Annotated in this window: 14 protein-coding genes; 9 read left to right on the top strand and 5 right to left on the bottom strand. The window is 52.9% G+C overall.

The window, feature by feature from the left end; all coding sequences use genetic code 11:
- Nucleotides 1-97: 97 nt before the first annotated feature.
- Nucleotides 98-2,812 carry a bifunctional [glutamate--ammonia ligase]-adenylyl-L-tyrosine phosphorylase/[glutamate--ammonia-ligase] adenylyltransferase gene (glnE, locus tag B4C79_RS09985; protein WP_291739174.1) on the bottom strand — a complete coding sequence of 905 codons (2,715 nt, stop codon included), beginning with the start codon at nucleotides 2,810-2,812 and terminating at the stop codon, nucleotides 98-100.
- A 75-nt stretch (nucleotides 2,813-2,887) separates the two neighbouring features.
- Between glnE and B4C79_RS09980 the strand changes: the two genes are divergently transcribed.
- The 3 genes from B4C79_RS09980 to tldD are packed head-to-tail and all read left to right on the top strand — an operon-like array spanning nucleotide 2,888 to nucleotide 9,222.
- The gene (locus B4C79_RS09980; protein WP_291751473.1) at nucleotides 2,888-6,934 is read left to right on the top strand and encodes a YhdP family protein; all 4,047 of its coding nucleotides are present in this window, start codon (nucleotides 2,888-2,890) and stop codon (nucleotides 6,932-6,934) included.
- A 1-nt stretch (nucleotide 6,935) separates the two neighbouring features.
- Nucleotides 6,936-7,742, top strand: a complete 807-nt coding sequence (locus B4C79_RS09975; protein WP_291740203.1) for a carbon-nitrogen hydrolase family protein — start codon at nucleotides 6,936-6,938, stop codon at nucleotides 7,740-7,742.
- Nucleotides 7,743-7,752: 10 nt separating this feature from the next.
- Complete coding sequence (gene tldD, locus B4C79_RS09970) at nucleotides 7,753-9,222, top strand: metalloprotease TldD (protein WP_105027218.1); 1,470 nt, start codon at nucleotides 7,753-7,755, stop codon at nucleotides 9,220-9,222.
- A gap of 1 nt (nucleotide 9,223) precedes the next feature.
- Here the strand turns inward: tldD and B4C79_RS09965 are convergent, their stop codons facing one another.
- On the bottom strand, nucleotides 9,224-9,811 hold the full coding sequence (locus B4C79_RS09965; protein WP_291740209.1) for a hypothetical protein: 588 nt from the start codon (nucleotides 9,809-9,811) through the stop codon (nucleotides 9,224-9,226).
- Nucleotides 9,812-9,868: 57 nt separating this feature from the next.
- Complete coding sequence (locus tag B4C79_RS09960; RefSeq protein WP_146106550.1) at nucleotides 9,869-10,144, bottom strand: hypothetical protein; 276 nt, start codon at nucleotides 10,142-10,144, stop codon at nucleotides 9,869-9,871.
- Nucleotides 10,145-10,173: 29 nt separating this feature from the next.
- On the opposite strand from B4C79_RS09960, the gene aroG reads away from it, so the two are divergent.
- Together aroG and B4C79_RS09950 are read left to right on the top strand one after the other, a co-directional pair.
- Nucleotides 10,174-11,238 (top strand): 3-deoxy-7-phosphoheptulonate synthase AroG, encoded by a 1,065-nt coding sequence (gene aroG / locus B4C79_RS09955; protein ID WP_291740210.1) that lies wholly within the window; start codon nucleotides 10,174-10,176, stop codon nucleotides 11,236-11,238.
- A 174-nt stretch (nucleotides 11,239-11,412) separates the two neighbouring features.
- A complete protein-coding gene (locus tag B4C79_RS09950; protein ID WP_105027214.1) occupies nucleotides 11,413-11,964 on the top strand; it encodes a hypothetical protein in 552 nt (183 codons plus the stop codon).
- A gap of 170 nt (nucleotides 11,965-12,134) precedes the next feature.
- Here B4C79_RS09950 and B4C79_RS09945 read toward each other — a convergent pair whose 3' ends face one another.
- Together B4C79_RS09945 and B4C79_RS09940 are read right to left on the bottom strand one after the other, a co-directional pair.
- Nucleotides 12,135-13,148, bottom strand: a complete 1,014-nt coding sequence (locus B4C79_RS09945) for a M48 family metallopeptidase (protein WP_422655490.1) — start codon at nucleotides 13,146-13,148, stop codon at nucleotides 12,135-12,137.
- On the bottom strand, nucleotides 13,145-14,377 hold the full coding sequence (locus B4C79_RS09940) for a YjgN family protein (RefSeq protein ID WP_291740214.1): 1,233 nt from the start codon (nucleotides 14,375-14,377) through the stop codon (nucleotides 13,145-13,147). The genes B4C79_RS09945 and B4C79_RS09940 overlap by 4 nt, the downstream gene beginning before the upstream one ends.
- A gap of 150 nt (nucleotides 14,378-14,527) precedes the next feature.
- Here B4C79_RS09940 and B4C79_RS09935 point away from each other — a divergent pair, with 150 nt between their 5' ends.
- The 4 genes from B4C79_RS09935 to B4C79_RS09920 form a co-directional block, all read left to right on the top strand.
- A complete protein-coding gene (locus B4C79_RS09935) occupies nucleotides 14,528-15,175 on the top strand; it encodes a hypothetical protein (protein WP_291740215.1) in 648 nt (215 codons plus the stop codon).
- A 112-nt stretch (nucleotides 15,176-15,287) separates the two neighbouring features.
- Nucleotides 15,288-20,945 carry an excinuclease ABC subunit UvrA gene (gene uvrA / locus B4C79_RS09930; RefSeq protein WP_291740217.1) on the top strand — a complete coding sequence of 1,886 codons (5,658 nt, stop codon included), beginning with the start codon at nucleotides 15,288-15,290 and terminating at the stop codon, nucleotides 20,943-20,945.
- Nucleotides 20,946-21,046: 101 nt separating this feature from the next.
- Nucleotides 21,047-21,493 (top strand): hypothetical protein, encoded by a 447-nt coding sequence (locus B4C79_RS09925; RefSeq protein WP_291740219.1) that lies wholly within the window; start codon nucleotides 21,047-21,049, stop codon nucleotides 21,491-21,493.
- Between the two features lie 28 nt (nucleotides 21,494-21,521).
- Nucleotides 21,522-21,902, top strand: a 381-nt coding sequence (locus B4C79_RS09920; protein ID WP_291751463.1) for a hypothetical protein, incomplete at its 3' end; no start/stop codon positions are given.

Raw genomic sequence — 21,902 nt, 5'->3', positions numbered from 1 at the left:
TTTTCAGTGTTTCATGCCTGTAAGTTCAGATACCTCATCGTGCAAACAGATGAGTAACTGAACAAAAAAATCTATGCTATCTGTGTAGATAGAAACCTCACCCCAACAAAGTTTCCCATAGCTTCCGAATGGGTTTTCGCATCACCATTAATGCTGGGTCGCTGGTGCGTGATTTGTCATGTCCTGCCAGCCGCAAGGCGTGTTGCTTGGCCCGCAGTTGTCGGTAGGCATCAGCCACATAATTGGCAAGCTCAGCCGGCACCAGCCCCAGTTCCCCTGCTTTTTTCAAAAGGGCGATATTGCCTTTGTTCTTGGTCAGTTCAGGGTACTTGTTGGCGAAGCCCAGTACCAAGGCCTGCACCATGAATTCCACATCGACCATGCCACCCAAATCGTGTTTTACATCAAACAGCTCGGTGTGGTTGGGGTGTCCATCCAGCATTTTCTGGCGCATGGTAATCACTTCTTTTTTGACGTTATTCCAGTCGCGGGGCAGTTGTAAAATTTCTTCCCGCAGCGTCTCGAATTTTTTTCCAATTTCAACATCACCCACGCAGAAACGGGCACGGGTCAGTGCCTGGTGTTCCCAAAACCACGCACCCACTCCGCCTTCGCGGCGTTGGTAATCTTCAAACGATTCCACACTGCTCACCAGCAAGCCTGCCTCGCCGTTGGGGCGCAAGCGAAAATCAGTTTCAAACAAGGTGCCTGCTGCGGTTTGAGTGGTGAGCCAGCGGTTCATGCGCTTGGCCAGTTGGGCGTACAAATCGGGCGCGCGGTCATCCTCATCCTCAAACAGGAAAATCAGGTCCAGGTCGGAGGAGTAGCCCAACTCTTTGCCGCCGTGTTTGCCATAAGCCACCACTGCAAATCGCGGTTGTGCGCGGTGCCGTTTTGGCAACTGGTCCCATGCACGTTCCAGAATAATCTCAAGCGTGCAATCGGCCAGTTCGGACAGCAAATCGGATACATGCTCAACAGTCAGCAGATTTTCAAGGTCCTGCGTCAGCACCCTGAACAGTTGTGCATGGTGCTGCTCCCGAATCAGATCCATTTGCCGTTCAAGGTCGGGCTGCCCGTCGGGCAGTTTGGCTTGGTCCAGCAGGTCTCTCAGCTGTTGCTTCCATTGTTTGAAGTCGGGTGGTGTCAGCAAGGTTCGGCTGTCCAGTAACTCATCAAGCAACAGCGGGTGTTTGATCAAAAAGTTGGCAGCCCAAGGGCTGGCCGCAAGCATTCGGCTGACCCGCATGCGGGCAATGGGGTATTCATCCAGCAAACTCAGGTAGGCCCCGCGCCGCGACACGGTTTCAATCAGATCGCAGCAGTAACGCCAGCAGGAGTCTGGCGCTGAGGAAGCGCCTGCTGCCGCCAGCAAAGTGGGCATCAAGCGGTCAACCCGTTCCCGATGTGCACTGGGCAAAGCCTGGTACCGGCTCGATTCAATCAAGTGTTGGTAACGGTCTTGTGCGGCTTTGGGGTTGGTGAATCCCTGGGTCAGGGTGTCTGCCCAAGGCAATTCAAGGCTGGGGGTTTCTTCGTCTTCCTGTTTGTCGCCAAACACCACATCAAAGTGGCTGGCCACGTAATCCATGTGGCGGTTCAAGGCCTTCATGAAGTTGCCCGGGTCTTGAAACCCCATGGATCGTGCAATGCGCAGTACCTCGGTCGGGCTGGCAGGAAGGCGGTGGGTTTGGGCATCGTCCACGTATTGCAGACGGTGTTCAAGGTTGCGCAGAAAGCGATACGCCGCCACCATTTTGTCGTGGTCGTCTTTGGTGATCAGCCCCAATTCCACGCACACTTCCAGCACATCGACCGTACGCCGCAATTGCAGCTTGGGTTCGCGCCCGCCACGAATCAGCTGAAAAGCCTGTGCCGTGAATTCAATTTCACGAATGCCACCGCGCCCCAGTTTGACATGCACCGAGCCTGGGTGCTGGCTTTCCCGCTTGTTCACCTCATTGCGAATTTGCACATGCAGTGCTCGCAAGGCGCGAATGGACCCGAAGTCCAGGTATTTGCGAAATACAAAGGGGCGGACAATGTTGTTCAGGTTGTCCAGGCTTTGTTGAAAAGCGGCATCTTGAGCCGGGTCCACTGCCCAATTCACCACGCGGGCCTTGATCCAGGCGTAGCGCTCCCATTCGCGGCCCTGCACCACAAAGTATTCTTCCAGCATATCCAGGCTCACCACCAGTGGGCCAGAATCGCCATTTGGACGAAGGCGCATGTCGACCCGGAATACAAAACCTTCGTCAGTCACTTCCGAAATAATCTTGATGACCCGTTTGCCCACCTGCGTGAAAAATTCTGCATGGGATTGGGTTTTACCCGTGGGGCCTCCGAGGGTTTCTCCATCCTGGTTGTACAAAAAAATCAGGTCGATGTCGCTGGATGCATTCAATTCAAGACCGCCCAGCTTGCCCATGCCAACCACCATCATGCAATCACCATCGGCGGGCTCGCCGAAACGCTCTGCCTGCATTTTGTGGCTGAATTTCAGTGCAATTTGTACGGCGGCATCGGCCAGAAAGGACAAGGCCTCTGTCACTTCGAACAGGTCCACCTTGCCTTGCAGGTCGCGGCGCATGATTTCAATCATGCTGCGTTGCCGAACCAGGCGAAGTTCTGCCATCAGGGCTTTTTCGTCGTTTAACTCGCGCGCTTTCTCCAGCCAGGTTTCAATACAGTTCAAAAGGTGGTCTTCATCGTGCTCGGTGCTGTCCCATTGTGGAAAACGGTGAAGCCAGCGTTTTGCATAGTCGGAGTGGTTGGGCCAAACCTGATGATAGAAATCCAGTGGGTCGTTCATGCGTGTCGTAATAAAGGGGAGCTTGGTTCTACAATAGCGTACTACAGGTGTTGACGATTATTCGGGCGGTATTTCTTGCAGGAAGGAACAAACCAGGCACTGGTGCAACAAGTCAAGGGCAACCCCGCGCTTCGGCGTGCAGGGGCTGTGCTGTTTTGGGTGCTGATTGCGGTGTATACCCCCCTGTGCATGGCCCTGTTGGCCATCAAGTGGTTGGTCTTGCCTGAAATTGACCGCTACCGCCCCGAAATTCAGCAGTACTTGCAAACACAAACAGGCACTGCACTTGAAATTGGCGAGATTCAGGCCAGCTGGCGCGGTTTTGGTCCCTTGCTGGTGGTGCAAAACATTCGCTTGCCCCAAGCCAATGGTGAGCCGGGCTTCACCGCGGATCGGGTTCACTTAACCTGGTCTTTGCCCAGCATTCTTGCCTTCAATCCACGCCTGAAAAACCTGGAAGTGCAATCGCCAGCGCTCAGTGTGGTGCGCAATTCACAGGGTGTAATCGAAGTGGCCGGCATACCCTTGGTCGATGATGGCAGCCAGGGCAACCCCGGGCTGGACTGGTTGTTGGCCCAGCAACGTGTGTTGCTGAGAAACGGCGTATTGAACTGGCAGGATGCCATGGGGCAATTCCCCGGCGCTCAAGCCATCGAGGCTGAACTGTTGCTGGAAAATGGCCTCAGCCGTCACGAGGCCGGCCTGACTTTCAAATTGCCGGTGCTGGCTCAAACGCCTGTGAACGCGCGCTTGAACTTCAAAACACCGTTGCTGGAGCGCAAGTTGGGCGATGTGTCCAAATGGAAAGGCAGTTTTTATCTCAGTGCTTTGGTGGATCAAACGGAGCCGCTTGAGTCGGTGTTCAAAACTTTCGGTCTGGATGTGGATTTAACCCAGCCACAGGGAAAACTGTGGATCGATTTTGAAGACGGTTTGGTGCAGCGTTCCTTGCTGGATGCCCGAATTGGAAAGTTGCGTTTTTCCAACCCAGAGGTTGAGGCCACCCCTTTTGACATGACCAACACCAGTGCCTTGATCGAGGTGCAAGGTCAGCACGCTTTGTTTGAGCCGAATGCCATTTCGATCCGTCAACTGAAAGGCCAGATTGCCGGGCAAAAACAGTTTGGCCCGACCGATTTGTCCCTAAAGAAAGAAGCAGGTGCAGAGGGGGTGGATTGGGGTGTGCAGATTCAGCAATTGGACGCGGCTCAGGCCCAGGCAATTGTGCTCGAGTTGGGTCCACATTTGGGGCAGCTTCAGCGGCTTGAAGCCTTGAAGTCTTTCGAAGTGGCCGGGCGAATCAACCGTGTGGCGCTGGATTGGCGGACTTCTGGTAACAAGCCCTTTGAGGAATCAGTCTCGTTCAAATCCGATGTTGATTTCAGCAAGCTCACCGTGTTGTATCGCGACCCGTCGCCAAAATCAAACGGACGAATTACCGGGTTCAAGAACCTCAGTGGCACATTCAAAGGCAGCGATTCCAAAGGCGAATGGACCTTGGTTGGCCGCAATTCTGAAATTTCCCTGCCAGAAATATTTGCAGCTGAAACCCTGGCCTTTGATTCCATCGAAGGCCGAGGCGGTTGGCGAGATGTTTTCACGGCCAATCAGCCAGCGGAATTTTCTGTGGAGCAACTGAAGGTCGGCAACACAGACCTTCAGGCCCAGGTTGCGGGCAGTTACCAGTTTCGCCGGGATGAATCGGATGTCATCGACATCCGGGGCACCTTGCCATCGGCCAATCTTGCGCGTGTAGCCAATTACTTGCCACTGGTGGTTGGGGCCAGTGCGCGTGAATGGCTGACAGAGAATCTGAAAGCGGGCATGGCAAAAAACGGTCAGTTTGAATTGTCTGGCCGCTTGAGCGACTTTCCCTTTGCGGATCCCAAACACCCAGGTGTGTTTAGAATCGATGTGCCTTTTGAAAACGGTGAACTGACTTATGCCCCCGGCTGGCCCGGCATTCAGAAAGTGAATGGCAAGGCCTTGTTTATTGGCAAACGCATGTTGATTGAAGCGGAGCAAGCTGAAACTTCCGGGGTAGGCCTGAAAGGCGTGCAAGCGACCATTGACAACCTGGACGCTTGGGAACCACTGCTTGAAATTAAAGGGCAAGGCCAAGGCGATTTGGGCAAAATGGTGGCCTTTGTGAATCAAAGCCCGGTGCGGGAAATATTGAACGAGGCACTTGTTAATGCACAGGTGGAAGGCAATGCCAACCTCGATTTGCGTTTGAATATTCCGATTGCTGATCCTGAAAAAACACAGGTCAAGGGCGACCTGAAATTGAAAGGCAATTCCATCCGAGTGGTGAGGGGCATGCCGGTGGTCAGCAATGTGGATGGCGTCATCCAGTTTTCCAACAAAGGTTTGTTTATTGACCAGCTTCAAGGCCAGGCCCTGGGTGGGCCTGTGGTGGTGAAAGGCATCACAGATGCCAATGGGCGTATGGAAATTCGGGCCAATGGCACTGCGCGTGCCAAAGGCTTGGCCCAGTATTTGAACCCCCTGAGTGAGCCTTACCTGGCTGGCAGCACGCCGTATTCGGTGCTCGTGGCCACTCGTGAGAATGGCGTGGCGGTGGATGTGAACAGTCAGTTGCAGGGCTTGGAGGTGAAATTGCCTGCGCCTTTCGCCAAAAAAGCAGATGCCAGATTGCCCTTCAAGTTGAACCAAAACGCCACAGCCCAGGGTGAACGTTGGCAAGTGGATTTGGGCCCCGATGCGAAACCGCTGGCACAACTTCGTGCGATTGTTCTGGAACAGGCGGGTCAAGCGGGTATTGATTCCATGCAGTTCGCCATCGGTGCGCCCCTGGCGGCCCCCACAGCAGGAATACAAGGCGACATTCGGGTGCCCGCGATTGATTTGGACACTTGGCGCTCTATTTTCAATGACATCACCTCGGCCCCGGGCAACAAGGGCTTGATGGGCGAGTTGATGGGTGACCCCACCGCTGACACCGACATCAAGTTAAAGGTGGGTATCCGCACCGAACGCCTGAATGTGGGCAGCAAATCATTTGAAGGCGTGTCGGTAGCGGCCCGCACGGTCGAAAAACGATGGCAGTTTGATGTGAAAGCCAAGGGGGTTGATGGTTATCTGTCCTGGATTTCTGACAAACAAAGGCCTGATGGTGCTGTGTTGGCGCGTTTTAAAACGCTGGTCATTCCCAAAACGCTCGACAGTGACCTACGTGATTTGGTGGAGGAGCCCGCCTCCAGCATTCCAGCGTTGGATGTGCAGGTGGACAATTTCACCTTGAATGATTTAACTCTGGGCAGCCTGAAATTAATCGCGGTGAACCAAACCCGTGAAGAACAGGCGCGCGCCGCTCTGGGTCAACGCCCGAAAGAATGGAAACTGGAAGAACTCCGCATTGAAAACCCGGAATCGATTACCCGGGCCAAAGGAGTTTGGCAGTACGGTGAAAACCTGAAAAATCAGCGCACCGACATTGAAGTGGACCAAACCGTGAAAAATGCGGGAGGCTTGTTAACCCGACTTGGCATGGCCGGGGTGTTTCAAGGTGGCGAGGGTACGCTGCTTGGGCGGTTGCGCTGGAATGATGCCCCCACGAACATTGACTATGGCAGCTTGAGCGGGCAATTCAAGCTGAAAAGCAGCAAGGGGCAGTTTTTGAAAGCAGACCCTGGCGTGGCCAAATTGCTGGGCGTACTTTCCTTGCAAAGTATTCCGCGTCGATTCACGCTCGATTTCAAGGATGTGTTTTCCGAGGGCTTTGCCTACGACACCATGGAGGCCGATGTGGCCATGAAAGAGGGCATTGCCAGCACCCAGAACTTCAAAATGACCGGACCTAGCGCCACCGTGTTGATGGACGGAAAACTGGACCTGGAAAGCGAAACGCAAAACTTGAATGTGGTTGTGTTGCCAGACCTGAACCCCGCCGGCGGTTCACTGATCTACTCTGTGATTGCAGCCAACCCGGCGGTGGGTATTGCATCATTGATTGCCGATTTTGTGCTGAAAGATCCGCTTTCGAAAATCTTCTCTTTTCAGTACAAGGTGAGCGGCCCGTGGGTGGCCCCGGTTATTGAGCGTGTGCGCAGGGGCGATCCGGTCACCCCGCCCACCAACGACACCAACACAAGGAATTAGCATGAGCAAGTCCATGACCGTTGCAAGCCTGCAAATGATTGCCACCCCTGACCTTGAACGGAATCTGGACATCGCACAGCGTTTGATCGGGCATGCTGCAAAGCAAGGCGCACGCATGGTGTTGCTGCCTGAATATTTTTGCTTGATGGGCCACAAAGACACCGACAAGCTGGCGATTGCAGAGCCTATCGGCAATGGTCCGATCCAGCAATTTCTGGCCGATCAGGCCGTGGTACGTAACTTACACATTGTGGCGGGTACCCTGCCAATTGCCAGCGAGGTGGACGGCCGTGTGTACAACACCACGCTGGTATTCAATCCGCAAGGCGAATGCACGGCCCGCTACGACAAAATTCACCTGTTTTGTTTCACCAAGGGGCAGGAAAGCTACGACGAAGCGCGCGTGCTACTTCCCGGAAAAACACCTGTGGTGGCCGATGTGGAGGGCTTCAAAATAGGCTTGTCCGTGTGCTATGACTTGCGTTTTCCAGAACTTTACCGTGCCATGGGACCTGTTGATTTGATCGTGATGCCCGCTGCATTCACCTATACCACTGGCCGCGCTCACTGGGAGGTGTTGATGCGTGCCCGCGCCATTGAAAACCAGTGTTATGTGCTGGCTTGCGGTCAGGGCGGTGTGCACGAGAATGGGCGCCGTACCTGGGGCCATTCCATGCTGGTCAACCCGTGGGGCGAGGTCGAGAATGTGCTTGAAGAGGGCGAGGGGGTGGTGCTGGGCCAGCTTGACCCTGCTAAGATAGTCGATGTGCGAAACAGCTTGCCCGCGCTTGCGCACCGCGTGCTTTAAAGGATTCAACATGAAAGTAGTAGACCCCGCCATCGCCAACCTGGCCACCGCCCAAAGCCTGTTGTGGACCCCCTACGGTATCGACGAAGGCCACATTCAAAAGGCCTTTGGTGAAATTTTTTCCCACAAGGTGGATTTTGCCGACCTGTACTTTCAGTACGGTTGCATTGAAGGTTGGTCGCTCGATGAAGGCATTGTGAAATCGGGCAGCTACAACATTGAGCAGGGCGTGGGTGTGCGCGCTGTCAGCGGTGATAAAACTGCTTTCGCTTATTCCGACGACATTGCCTTCAAACCCATTTTGGCAGCGGCCAAATCGGTGCGTGAAATTGCAAGCTTGGGTAAAACAGCCAATCGCAACCTGAAAACTGGCAAGGGCTTCGCTGGCGCTGAAAGCCGGGCACTCTACAGCCCTCTGAACCCGATTCCCACGCTGACATCGACTGAAAAAGTAGACCTGCTCAAGCGTCTTGAGCAATTCGCACGCAAGCGCGACAAGCGCGTGAAGCAAGTGATGGCCAATATTGTGGGCGCCTATGATGTGGTACTGGTGGCTCGCAGTGACGGTGTACTCGCCGCAGATGTGCGCCCCTTGGTGCGTGTGAACGTGAGTGTGGTGGTAGAACAAAAAGGCCGTCGTGAAACTGGTTCATCGGGTGCTGGTGGCCGTTACGACTTTGCACAGTTTACAGACGCGTTTTTGATGCACCATGCCCACACTGCAGTAGACCAAGCCTTGATCAATCTGGAAGCCCGCCCAGCACCGGCAGGCTTGCAGACCGTGGTGCTGGGTTCTGGCTGGCCCGGTATTTTGTTGCATGAAGCGATTGGCCACGGTCTGGAAGGTGACTTCAACCGCAAAGGCAGTAGCGCATTTTCAGGCATGATTGGCCAGCGCGTGGCCGCCAAGGGGGTCACGATTGTTGATGATGGTACTTTGGCCAGCCGCCGGGGTTCGTTGAACATTGACGACGAAGGCAACAAAACCGAATGCACCACCTTGATTGAAGACGGTATTTTGAAGGGCTACATTCAAGACATTACGAACGCAAGGCTCATGAAAATGCCGGTCACCGGCAACGGTCGCCGCGAGAGCTTTGCGCATTTGCCCATGCCCCGCATGACCAACACTTACATGTTGAACGGCGACAAAACGCCTGAGGAAATTATCGCCAGTGTGAAAGACGGTGTGTACGCCGTGAACTTTGGCGGAGGTCAGGTCGATATTACCAGTGGCAAGTTTGTATTTTCAGCTTCGCTGGCCTACAAAATTGAAAACGGCAAAATCACTTACCCACTCAAGGGTGCAACCTTGATCGGTAACGGCCCAGAGTCGCTCACGAAAATTTCAATGGTAGGCAACGACATGGCGCTTGACGATGGCGTGGGCACTTGCGGCAAGGAAGGTCAAAGCGTACCTGTTGGTGTGGGCCAGCCCACCCTGCGCATCGATGGGCTGGTGATGGGCGGTACGCAGTAATTCAGCGCGGCATGCCGTAAGGGTCGATCGCATCGTCTTGCGCCCATTCTGCATGCAAGGCAGCCAGGTTGCCTTGGTCCCCGGGCTGTGGGCCCTGCAGCAGGTCTATGTCTCCTGTAAGCCGGTAGAGCAAATTGGTGTCAATAGCCTGCTTTGACAAAGACCAAGGCCCCAACGGTGTTGTCACCAGCAAGTTGCTCGGACCTTGCTCAAGCAAATGGCTTGCGATTTCGAGCGCCTCGAAGCAGCTGTTGTCCAATGAAATGGCCAAACGAGTAACTTCTCTGGCGTTGTGTCGCACTTCATCGGTACAGTTCTCCAGTTTACGAAGAAAATCCGCATGACCCTCATCGGGTTCCAGGAACGTGCTTTTGAGTTGTTGTGTGGCTGAAACGGCGACAGCCCGCGCTTGCGGCAACACCATCCATGCCGTGTAGAAATTGTTGACTAGCGGAATTAATGTCGCAGTCTGCCCCCTGATTTGTGTGGCCAGAGCCCTGACCGCTTCCACGGTGGGGCGTTGTTGGGCCTGGGGAGGTGCTGGGGCAAAATTCAATGGGTTCACTTGAATTGGGTTGATTCCGTTCATGCTCATGATTCGTCGGTTGGTGTATTGAAATTGAACGCCTGAGTGGACTCAAATCTGTCAAAGTTCCTTGTTTTTCAGTGGGATGCCAACCACACCCACCCGTGACTTGTTAGAATTTGGTTTAGCGCGCTTGCACAGCGGCCATGAATTGATTACATTTAAAAGATGAACACGAATTTCGCGCACTCTTTTTATGCTTTTTTTGGCTTCTTTGCCTGGTTTGGGCAAGCGGCGGAAGAGGGTTGTGCGTAAAAACACATAGTTCGAACAGATCCCAAAACCGCCAGGCCTGAACCTCCTGGCGGTTTTTTTTTGAACCGACACTTTGAACAAAAAGCGCGCCAGCATTCAGGAGAATTGGCATGAACACGGTAACAGACGACTTGAGAATCAAAGAAATTAAAGAACTGGTCACCCCTGCGGCCTTGATCGCAGACGTGCCCATTACCCCCGCAATTGCTGACACAGTCGCAGGTTGCCGTACCGCTTTGCACAAAATTCTGCACGGTGGCGACGACCGTTTGATCGTGGTGATGGGGCCTTGCTCCATTCACGACGTGAAAGCGGCCATGGAGTACGCCAACAAGCTGAAGGTGTACCGCGAAAAATACGCGGAAGACCTGGAAATTGTGATGCGTGTTTATTTTGAGAAGCCCCGCACCACCGTGGGTTGGAAGGGTTTGATCAATGACCCCAATCTGGACGGCAGTTTCGAGATTAACAAAGGCCTGCGCATGGCGCGTGAAGTGCTGCTGAACATCAACGGCCTTGGTTTGCCCGCTGGCACTGAATTTCTCGACATGATCACCCCACAGTACATTGCTGATTTGGTCAGCTGGGGCGCCATTGGTGCCCGCACCACTGAAAGCCAGATTCACCGTGAGTTGTCATCTGGCCTGAGCTGCCCGGTCGGTTTCAAGAATGGCACAGATGGCAACGTAAAAATTGCAGTGGATGCCATCAAAGCTGCTCAGCACCCGCACCACTTTTTAAGTGTGACCAAGGAAGGGCGTAGCGCCATTGTGAGCACCTCGGGCAACGAAGATTGCCACATTATTTTGCGTGGCGGGAAAGGCCCGAACTACGATGCGGCGTCTGTTGAGGCGGCTGCGGCTGATATTGGCAAGGCGGGTCTCGCCGCCCGAATCATGATTGATGCAAGCCATGGCAACAGCAGCAAGGTGCCGAAGAACCAGGTAGGCGTGTGCGAAAACATTGCTGAACAACTGGCTGCCGGTGACGCCCGTATTATGGGCGTGATGGTTGAAAGCCATTTGGTGGAAGGTCGCCAGGACCTCGAGCCCGGCAAGCCGTTGACTTACGGCCAAAGCATCACCGATGGTTGTGTGGGCTGGGACGACAGCCTGCAAGTACTGGAAACCTTGGCACAAGGTGTACGCAAACGCCGGCTTGCACAGGTTGTCTGATATCCGGTTTTAATCGCCGCCAACTGTTGATGTAGTTCAGAAAATCCCGCCGGGTTCAAACCCCCGAGCGGGATTTTTGTTGTGCAGAACGGATTGAGTTTTGTTGATAAATCGAACTTCTTTTTTGGTTGGTTAACAGACTTATCCTTTTCACAAATTTGAGGACTATTCAAGATGTATTCAAGTTCTGTTGCTACCAGCAACCCGGTTGTTGAGCAATTCAATATCAACAAACAAAACTTAAGTAACCTGAAACGAGATATCTCTCCCTTGGTCAATGCAGCATCTGAGTTGGCGCAAACTGCGCGAGATATGAGAGCACATGTGGTGGCGACCACAGGTAGCTCCAAAGCCCTGATATTTTCTCCTCAAGGGGATTCAATTCAATCCAAACAATTAATCAAATTATTGGATGGAGCGAAAGATACACTCAAAAGTTTTGCGTCAAAAGCAAAAAGCCTCGACCAGGAAGTAGATTTCTTTTCGAATCATCAAGATGGTTTGTTCCAAGGCAATGTCGCGGCGATTCCTCAAGCTCACAAGGTAAATTGGTGCACAGGTCAAGTGGAAAAGATATTGAAACGAGCAAGCAAGCTTGGTGCAGACCAGGGGCCCAAGGTAACTACAGCCGTCAACAACCTGAGAATCGCTGCGCAATATACTCGCCAAAATATCCAATCGGATTTGGATACAAACGTTGTGGCTTTGAACAGGAATATTCATTAATTTTCCGATGAGAAATAACATGCCAATTGAACAAATAGCGAATTGTTGGGGTGTTAGCTCAAGGGGATTGATTGTGCCCAGGCCATTTATGCAACGATGTGCGAAAAAGTGCTTGGCGGATAATTCGTGATAGTCGTACCGCGAAAGCTTGCTTAGCGGGCTTTCGTGTTTTATTGATTTTCTCGAATTAATTGAATTCGTTCTTCAGCACCTGGGTGACTGTCCAGATAGGACGAGTCGGTAGAACCCGAACCATCCAGGCTGCCGAGCTTTTCATGTAGCAATTCAAGTGCGGCAAGGTCGCGCCCTTGTTTAACAAACAGTTCAATTGCAAACAAATCAGCTTCCCGTTCAAATTCTCTGCTGTAGTGCTGCGCAATCAATTGCGTGCCCAGGGTGCTGATCAGGACTGAAACATCACCTGAAAAAATGGCAATTGCGGTTCCAGCCAGAGCGTTTTGCAGCAATCGACGGAACATGTGCCGAAGTTGAATATGCCCCAACTCATGCGCCAAAACACCAGGAATGGTCTTCGCCGGTAGGAAGTTCAAAAGTTCGTCGGTTAAAATAATGGTGCCGTCGGGTAAGGCAAAGGCGTTGGGACCAATTTTACTGCTGCGAAACGCAAGCCTGACATGGGACAACTCTGCGCGGCCTGCGATGAGTGAGTTCAGTTGCTGCTGGTAGGTAGATTTCGCCTGATCGTCTAGATTGCTGGGTTGAAAAATAACATCATCCAGCTCAATCAACACGTTTCCCATTAATTCCGACAGCTTGGCTGGTGGTGTGGCAAACGCGATCCATTTGCTGATCAAAGGCAAGCCTTGGCCGTAAAGGCCAATTGCAAACGCGATAGACGCGATGCCAATAAGTAGCCATTGAGTGGGGTGGTATTGAACTTTTTCAAACCAGCTTAAGGAAAGTACTTTCCAGGATTGCAGGGTGCTTGAGCAGCTTTCCCTATCAAATTCGAGTGTGCCCCCGTTGGGCAAATCAAGCACAATTGGCGCATTGCCGAAGCTTTCCGGGCGCTTGATATTGCGCAAAGCAAAGGCATGTTTTGTATCGTTGACCAAAAACACCAATTGCCCAGCATCGTTGTAGACATTCACGGGGGTACCTTTCAGTACCTCCCCGTTAAAGTAAATGGCCGGTAAAGCAGTGGGATGCGGGTTTGATCTCAAATGCCAAGTTCCAAACCAAGTGCATCCCCCATGCTGTCACCGAAAGCTTTTTGTTTGCTCTGCTCTTCCCGCATAATCTCGTCGATGCTGCCCACGGGGACGAATGCCATGTGTGTAATTCTGTAGCGTGTTGAGCGAATTCGTGCGAATGGAAGAAACAAACCCATGGTGCAAACAATCAGGAGAATATTGCTGATGTGGATCCATGTGGCCGCGATTGGGCTCGCCGTGCTTTTGAACCGATGCTGGCTTGCAAGTGTGGTGTTGTTCCACATCAGGTTGTCAATGGCGGTTTTCAAATAGGCGCCGAATGCAAACAATACGAGATAAGCCAGCAATGCAATTGCGCCGAGGCTTGAAAGCATGGCCATGGCTTGCATGGCCACATGTGCTTGTTCTTGCGCAGCGCTGTCTTCTGTCGAGGGGGTTTCTTCACTCAAGGGCATCGAAAAATCGAACGCGTCGGTGAATAGGCTCATGTTGATGGCAAATGCAGCAATGGCCAGAAGAAACAAAGCCAGGCCAGCCAAAAATGTTGATTTCAGGGTGGTTTTGCCAAATTCGCCAAACTGAGCGCCGCACTTCAGCTCGGCGTTGCCGAACTTTGAGTGATTCATGACAAACAAGCGCAGGCCGCTGATGAACATGGCGAGAATGAATGCAATGCCAGTGCCTAGCAACAGTGAGGCTGCAATGATCATCAGGACTGAGGTTACCCCAGAGAATTCCAGGTTGATCAGCCCTCTACCGATTCCGAGCACCATGCCAAGCACCACAAAAAAGCCCAGACTGATCAAAATGGTGACCATCAATTTGCCATAGGCCCTTTTAGCTGCGCCGTTGAAGCGGAAGCGCAACCCCCTATAGCTGCTGTTAGCCAAGTGAAAACGCAGGCTCATGACCAGAAACAGTGGCATCAGGAAAATCACCGACAACATGATCAGGCCCGCAAAACCTGGGGAGTAAGCCGATGAAAACACGTAGGTCAGTGCGATGCAGACAACCAGCAAATTGCCTTTCAGTATTGCTTTGGGGTCGCCGTGATAGTCAAACCTGTTGCCGTTTAATTCAGTGGATTGGTAGAAATACTTGCGGGTTCGCACTTTGGCCCATGCCGCGTAAATACCCAAGGTTGCGATGGTGAGTACAAGGTTTACAAGCCAGATTTTGAAATATTCGCGGCCTGCGCCATGAAAAATGAACTTGTCAGGGGTGTTGGTATCGAGCATGGACTAACAGCCAATCATGTAAACAAAGTAAGTGACTTTGCCGCATCGGAAAGTTCATTTGTACGTTTCCCCGCAGAGAGGTACCAAGAAGGAACCATTCTTGTATGTTTCCCCACGAAGCGCTCCTTAACTGATTCAGGAGTGTTGATTATGCAAAGTCCGATTGGAAATCTGCATGCCCAGTTGCAGCACAGTACCGCGGTGCTGGATGGTTTCATGTCTGATGTTCAAACTTTGAAGAAAGAATCCAGTGCATTGACCAAATCGGTCGACTCGCTGGCAAAAGATTATTTGAAGCAATGTCGACGTTTTGCCACGCCAGCAAGTGTGGCCAATCCGGTGATTCAAAACCTTGAAAACTTGCAGGCATTCAGCAGCCTTGTTTACGATCAGGCTGATAACTTGAAAGGCTGTCTGGATGCTGTGGTGAAAAACAGTTACAAACCCGATTTGAAGCGGGCTGATCAGGGGAAACCTACAAAAATACTGGTTCAAGCCGAACAAGAGGCCGCCACATTTGAAACCCACATTCGTTTGGCAGAGAGTTTGGTGGCCACTGTCTTGCCCAGGCGCGATGCACCAGCCTGCCACAATGCACTGCCCCGTGATTATCAACAGTTGGGTGACCTGAATTCAGCATATCTGGCGGTTCAGGGCTCCATCCCCACCGGTATTCAAACACCACTGCTGGGGCAGTTGCGGGTAGGCACGTTGACGGCTGCAGCCATGCATCTGCGGGATCAAATCGAGTCGCCAAGCGTGCGTCATCGTGTTCAGCCCTTGCCCCTCAGCCAGTAGGCAACGCCGGGTTTTATAATTTCAATCAAGCAGGCGGCTTAGGCCCGGTTAAGCTCGCCTCACCCATTACAATCAAAGTCATGTAGCAACTGTTTTACCCTGCAGGCACCCCATGACTAGCAAAGCAAAAAAAGACCAAAATTCCCAATACCTTGGCAACATCATTCGCATCAAGGGTGCCCGCCAGCACAATCTGAAAAACGTTGACATCGACATCAAAACCGGTGAAATCACAGTGTTCACGGGTGTGTCAGGCAGTGGTAAAAGTTCATTGGTGTTCGATACCCTGTATGCCGAAGGGCAACGCCGCTACGTTGAAACCTTTTCGCCCTATGCACGCCAGTTTCTGGACCGCATGGACAAACCCGATGTAGACAGCATTGAAGGCGTGTTGCCCGCCATTGCCATCGATCAGGCCAACCCCGTGCGCACCTCCCGCAGCACCGTGGGCACAATGACTGAAATCAATGATCACCTGAAGTTGATTTACGCTCGCGCCGCCCACCTGCATTGCCGCCAGTGTGGCCAGTGGGTACGTGAAGACACCGTAGCCACCATCAAACAATCGATACTGGACAAGGCCGCTGCGCAAAACGACCCACGCTTGGTGGTTACCTTTCCCGTGCGCGTGCCCGCAAAATTTACGACTCAGGAGATTGAAGATTTCCTGAGCGCGCAAGGTTATACCCGAATTCACCGCGAAACACCGATTAAAAAAGGCCGCAGCGTGGTGGAAAAATTGCTCGATGTGGTGCAAGACCGCTTCCGCGTGGCGGGTGTTGAGGAAAGTCGTTTTAGCGACGCCGTGGCCAGCGCCCTGCACCGCGGCAAAGGCAAAGTGAATGTGTTTGCGCTGCCTGAAACTGGCGATGAAGGGGCTGTAGAACGAGAGCCCTGGCGCTATTCCGAGGGGCTGCACTGCGCCACCTGTGATCTGGATTACTCAAGCCCGCTGCCCAGCCACTTCAGCTTCAATTCCCCCTTGGGCGCTTGCGACACCTGCCGTGGTTTTGGACGGGTGATTGGAATCGATTATGGCCTTGTTATCCCTGATGAAAACAAATCGCTGGAAGAAGGTGCGGTAAAGCCCTGGACCACGGAGAGTTTCAAAAGCTGCCAGAAAGATTTGGTGAAATTTGCCAAAAAACGCGGCATTGCCACCGATATTGCTTACAAACATTTGCCCGAAGAACACAAGTTGTGGGTGATTGAAGGCGATGCCAATTTTGACGGCAATTGGGATGGTCACTTGTTCTATGGTGTGGCCCGTTTTTTCGAATGGCTGGAAAGTCGCACCTACAAAATGCATGTGCGGGTCATGTTGAGCAAATACCGCAGCTACACCCCTTGTGGGGATTGCGGCGGTGCACGCTTGAAACCCGATTCACTGCTGTGGAAGTTGCCCAGCGATTCTGGCAAGCACAGCATTCATGAAATCATGCAGATGCCGCTATTGAAAGTGGCTCAACTGTTTAAAAACCTGCAACTGCCCGGCGCGCTCGATGAGGCCAGTGATTTGGTGTTGCAAGAAATTCGCACCCGCTTGGGCTTCCTCATTCAAGTGGGCTTGGGTTACCTGACACTGGACAGGCAAAGCAGAACCCTGAGTGGTGGTGAAGTACAGCGAATCAATTTGACCACGGCACTGGGCAGTTCGCTGGTGAATACTTTGTTTGTATTGGACGAACCCTCGGTGGGCCTGCACCCCCGCGACATTGCGCGCGTGGCTCAAGCCATGCAGCGTCTGAAAGAGGCCGGTAACACCTTGGTGGTGGTTGAGCACGACCCGCAATTGATGAACCAGGCTGACAGGCTCGTGGACATTGGTCCAGGCCCGGGTGAAGCCGGTGGCAATATTGTGTTTGATGGCGCGCCCGCCAAAATTGCCCAGGCAAATTCGCTGACTGCCCGCTACTTGAAGGGCGAACTGAAGGTGGTGGAAAACATCGAGCCGCTGGGCGATTCCACAGAGCACATTACCTTGACTGGTGTGCGCGCCAACAACTTGAAAAACATTGATTTCAAATTGCCGCTGAACCGCCTGGTGGTACTCACTGGTGTTTCAGGTTCGGGCAAAAGCACTTTGGTGCAAGACGTTCTGGTACCCGCCATTAAAAAAATAAAAGGCGAGCCCACAGAGCCACCGGGTGACTTTGATTCATTGGAGGGTGTAGAGCATATTTCACAACTTGCCTTTGTTGACCAAAGCCCGATCGGCAAAACCACGCGAAGCAACCCTGCCAGTTATGTCGGTGCATTTGATGAACTTCGCAAACTATTTTCAAAAACAAAAATTGCCGTAGAGCGCGATTACAAACCCGGCTTTTTCAGTTTCAACAGTGGCGACGGCCGCTGCCCCATGTGCGGCGGCAATGGCTTTGAACATGTAGAAATGCAGTTTTTAAGCGATGTGTATTTGCGCTGCGGCGAATGCAATGGCACACGCTATCGGCCAGAGGCACTGGAAGTCACGCTTGAACGAAAAGGCCAAGTGTTGAACATGGCGCAGGTGCTTGAACTGACTGTAGACCAGGCCCTTGATTTGTTTGAGAAAGACACCGCACTGCTAAAAACACTGCAACCGCTTGCACAAGTGGGTTTGAATTATTTGCGCCTGGGTCAGCCCGTGCCCACGCTCAGCGGTGGTGAAGCACAACGCCTGAAACTGGCTGGCTTTCTGGCCAACTTGAAGCCCACTGCCAGCGGCCAGAAAGTGGCCAAGCGTGGTGACCTGTTTGTGTTTGATGAGCCCACCACCGGTTTGCATTTTGACGATGTGGCCAAGCTGATGCGCTCGCTGCGCCTTTTGCAGGAAGCAGGGCACAGTGTGCTGATCGTTGAACACAACCTGGATGTAATATGCGCCGCCGATTGGCTCATCGACCTTGGCCCTGAAGCGGGTGAATACGGTGGTGAACTGGTGGCCCAAGGCACACCTGAACAACTTGCAAAGAACAAAGCCAGCCACACCGGCATTGCAATTAAGCAGTATTTGGCGCAAACCAATTTGCTGGATGCTGCCGATTTGAACAAAGGCAGTGATCAAGGTAGTGACCACATGGTGGCCGAGGCTGCCGCCTTGTATGGGCTAAACACGGCAAGTAGCCGCCGAGGTTTGACCGATGGCATTGAAATTTTGCATGCGCGCGAGCACAACCTGAAGAACGTCAGTTTGACTATTCCGCGTGAAAAAATGACTGTAATTACCGGGCCTTCGGGCAGCGGAAAATCGACGCTGGCATTTGATATTTTGTTTTCCGAAGGCCAGCGCCGCTACCTTGAAAGTTTGAATGCCTACGCACGCCAGTTTGTGCAGCCTGCTGCCAAGCCCGATGTGGATGCTATTTTTGGCATCCCACCCACGGTGGCGATCGAGCAGCGCACCAGCCGTGGTGGTCGAAAAAGTACAGTAGCCACAGTCACCGAGGTGTACCACTTCCTGCGCCTGATATTCGTGAAGCTGGGCATTCAGCATTGCCCCACTTGCGAAGTGCCCATTGCTCCGCAAAGCATGGACAGCATGCTGGCGCAAATCATGCAGCATTACAAAGGGCAGGAGATTACCTTGCTGGCCCCACTGGTACAGGGGCGTAAAGGTATTTACAACGAAATTGCAAAATGGGCCGTGGACCGCGGTTATGAACGCCTGCGCGTGGATGGTGAGTACGTGCCCACCAACCCCTGGCCCAAATTGGCCCGTTATCAGGAACACCACATTGAACTTCCCGTTAAAACCCTGAGCATTCAAGCCAAAGGTGAGAAAGAACTGCGCGAAGTACTGGCACTTGCGCTGGAATATGGCAAAGGCACAGTAATGGTCGAGGCGCCCGGAAAAAAAGGCGAATCAGCTGCCATTCGTTTTTATTCCACCAAACGTGCCTGCCCCAGTTGCGCGCGCAGCTTTCCGGAACTCGACCCGCGCTTGTTCAGCTACAACAGCAAACATGGCTGGTGCGCCAGCTGTTTTGGGGTGGGTGAAGAAGTGGAAGGCTTTGATGCTGAAACCACAGGCGAAGAAGGCAAGTGGCTTTCTGAGCAAGACAAAAGTGCAGACGAAAATGCTGAAAATGAAGAAGGAAGCTATTTGCGGGAAAGCATGGTGTGCGCATCATGCAATGGCCAACGCCTAAACCCCACCGCGCTGGCTGTGAAGTTCAAGAACAACAACATTGCCGAACTGGCCGACCAAACAGTCAGTGACGCTTTGCTGTGGGTGGATCAGCTTGAGTTGGATGAACGTGAAACTGCAATTGCCAAAGACATTCGCATTGAAATGGCTGGGCGATTGAAGTTTTTGAAACAGGTGGGGCTCGATTACCTCCACCTGAACCGCAGCGCGCCCACCCTGAGTGGTGGTGAAGCCCAGCGCATTCGCTTGGCCAGCCAGTTGGGCACCAACCTGCGCGGTGTGTGTTACGTGCTGGACGAACCCACCATTGGTTTGCACACCCGCGACAACCATCGCCTGCTGGACGCGCTTGAGGAACTTCGCGCCAAGGGCAACACCCTGGTGATTGTTGAACACGACATTGACACCATGCAGCGCGCTGATCGCTTGGTCGACATTGGCCCTGGTGCGGGCACATTGGGTGGTGAAATTATTTCCCAAGGCACAGTGGCTGAGGTAACCGCGGACAAAAATTCGCTGACAGGCCGTTACCTGAAGAACCCCATTCCGCACCTGCCAAGCCCCAAACGGCTGGTTGAAAAAGACACAGCACGATTGAGTATCAAGGGTGCCAAACTGCACAACATTACGGGTTTGGATGTGGATATTCCACTGGGCCGTTTGGTGGCCATCACTGGCGTTTCTGGTAGCGGAAAATCTACCCTGGCCCGCGACATTTTGTTGGCCAATATGCGCCAGTATGTGTTGAACCAAAACAAGAAAGGCAAGCCCGTACACAACTGGTTTGCCTGCGATGCCATTGAGGGCGCTGACCAAGTGGCCCGTGTACTGGAAGTGGACCAAACCCCGATCGGTAAAACGCCGCGCAGTTGCCCTGCCACTTATATTGGTTTCTGGAACCGAATTCGCAATGTGCTGGCCGACACCATTGAAGCCCGCATGCGCGGTTTTGCAGCCAACCGCTTCAGTTTCAATGCAGGGCCCGGCCGCTGCCCGGTGTGTGATGGCCAGGGCATGCAAACCATTGAAATGAACTTCCTGCCTGACGTGAAAGTGGTGTGCGAGGCCTGCCGAGGCAAACGATTCAACCCTGAAACCTTGCAAGTCACCTGGCGCGACAAAACCGCTGCGGAAATTCTGAACATGAGTTGTTCAGAGGCGGCGCCGTTTTTTGAGGCGCACCCAGCAATCGCGCAAGCCCTGCAACTGCTGAACGACGTTGGCCTCGGTTACCTGACCATTGGCCAGCCCAGCCCCACGCTGAGCGGTGGCGAGGCGCAGCGGATCAAGCTGGTGACTGAACTGGTGAAGGTGCGGGAAAACAAAGCGGGTGTACAAATGAGCCCGCCCACTTTGTACGTGTTGGACGAACCCACTGTTGGCTTGCACATGAACGACGTGGAAAAGCTGATTGCCGTGCTGCACAGGCTGGTGGACGCGGGCCACACGGTGGTGGTGATTGAACACGACCTTGACTTGATCGCCCAGGCAGACTGGGTGATCGACATGGGTCCCGAGGCTGGCATTGGCGGAGGTCAATTGGTGGCGCAGGGAAGCCCGCAAACGCTGGCCAATGCGAAAGGCAAGAAAGCGGGGCACACTGCAGCCGCGCTGGCGCAGTTTTACGCCAGTAGAAACTGATATGTATCAATAGCTGGAGGAACTTTCCGGCCGCATTTGTTCCTTAGATGAAAGGGGATATTTCCCCTGTCGTTTTACTGAATTTCAGGCAAGGGGAATACATGCCGGCCAGTTCCTCCGGGGTAGGGAATTCACCCTCCTTACCTCCTCAAAGTGTTGTTGCGGAAAGTGCAGCCAAATCACCCTCTAGCGCAAAGACTGTGGGTGAGGGTGGCCTGTCAAAGGCTGCATCAGCCATTTGGAAAAAACTGAGCGCAGACTTGAAGCAGAACCCCGCGCTGCATTGGCAAAATGCACTGAGCACCGCCGATGAACTGGCTCGGTCAGTATGTGGCCAGGATCTTCCCGAAGATTTTCAAGCTGATCTTATCGGCAATCTCAATCTGCTTGAACAAACATTGTTGGGGTTGAAAATTCAATCTACGGACGGACTACTTGTCCCCGGCCCCCATATCAAAGAGCTGCTCTCGGTTTTAAAGTTGAATGTTGTCACCACCTCCAAGCAACTCCAGACCCTTCACAGTCTCAAGAAGAATTCTTCAAATTGACCCCATGATTCAGACTCGGAGCTAATTCGTGACTCAGCATTCTCCTATTTCATCCAATTCAAAAGGCACAGTTGTTCCGCCCATTCCGGCGGCCGCATCCAATAAATCGGTGGTTCAGCCTCGGCCTTCTTCACAGTTGCTTGCAACTCAAACCAAAGCGGATTTCACACGCTCACCACAGGCGCGGCCCAATGTCATCGAGTTACTTACTGAGTGCCATCAGATTGCTGGCACTGAAGAAGTAAGTAATGAGTTGAAATCGATTGTTGATGAGTTGGCGGTTCGTGTTGAAAAACTGGGTGGTGGTCACAAGTCGGATGATGTGAAGAATTTCATCATTGGACTCATGAAAAAAGCAGGCCCAGCAGTGGCTGCAACTCCCGCTGCAGCAACACCAGCAGCAACACCA

It is taken from the genome of Limnobacter sp. UBA7229, from assembly GCF_002473065.1.
Taxonomy (GTDB): Bacteria; Pseudomonadota; Gammaproteobacteria; order Burkholderiales; family Burkholderiaceae_B; genus Limnobacter; species Limnobacter profundi.
This window is presented reverse-complemented; position numbering and strand designations above follow the sequence as displayed.

Bases quoted from the DNA above. Each gene is read 5' to 3' on its own strand.
- B4C79_RS09925 (WP_291740219.1), top strand. From the start codon at position 21,047: ATGCCGGCCAGTTCCTCCGGGGTAGGGAATTCACCCTCCTTACCTCCT.
- B4C79_RS09950 (WP_105027214.1), top strand. From the start codon at position 11,413: ATGTATTCAAGTTCTGTTGCTACCAGCAACCCGGTTGTTGAGCAATTC.
- B4C79_RS09935 (WP_291740215.1), top strand. From the start codon at position 14,528: ATGCAAAGTCCGATTGGAAATCTGCATGCCCAGTTGCAGCACAGTACC.
- glnE (WP_291739174.1), bottom strand. From the start codon at position 2,812: ATGAACGACCCACTGGATTTCTATCATCAGGTTTGGCCCAACCACTCC.
- B4C79_RS09940 (WP_291740214.1), bottom strand. From the start codon at position 14,377: ATGCTCGATACCAACACCCCTGACAAGTTCATTTTTCATGGCGCAGGC.
- B4C79_RS09965 (WP_291740209.1), bottom strand. From the start codon at position 9,811: ATGAACGGAATCAACCCAATTCAAGTGAACCCATTGAATTTTGCCCCA.
- tldD (WP_105027218.1), top strand. From the start codon at position 7,753: ATGAAAGTAGTAGACCCCGCCATCGCCAACCTGGCCACCGCCCAAAGC.
- uvrA (WP_291740217.1), top strand. From the start codon at position 15,288: ATGACTAGCAAAGCAAAAAAAGACCAAAATTCCCAATACCTTGGCAAC.
- B4C79_RS09975 (WP_291740203.1), top strand. From the start codon at position 6,936: ATGAGCAAGTCCATGACCGTTGCAAGCCTGCAAATGATTGCCACCCCT.
- aroG (WP_291740210.1), top strand. From the start codon at position 10,174: ATGAACACGGTAACAGACGACTTGAGAATCAAAGAAATTAAAGAACTG.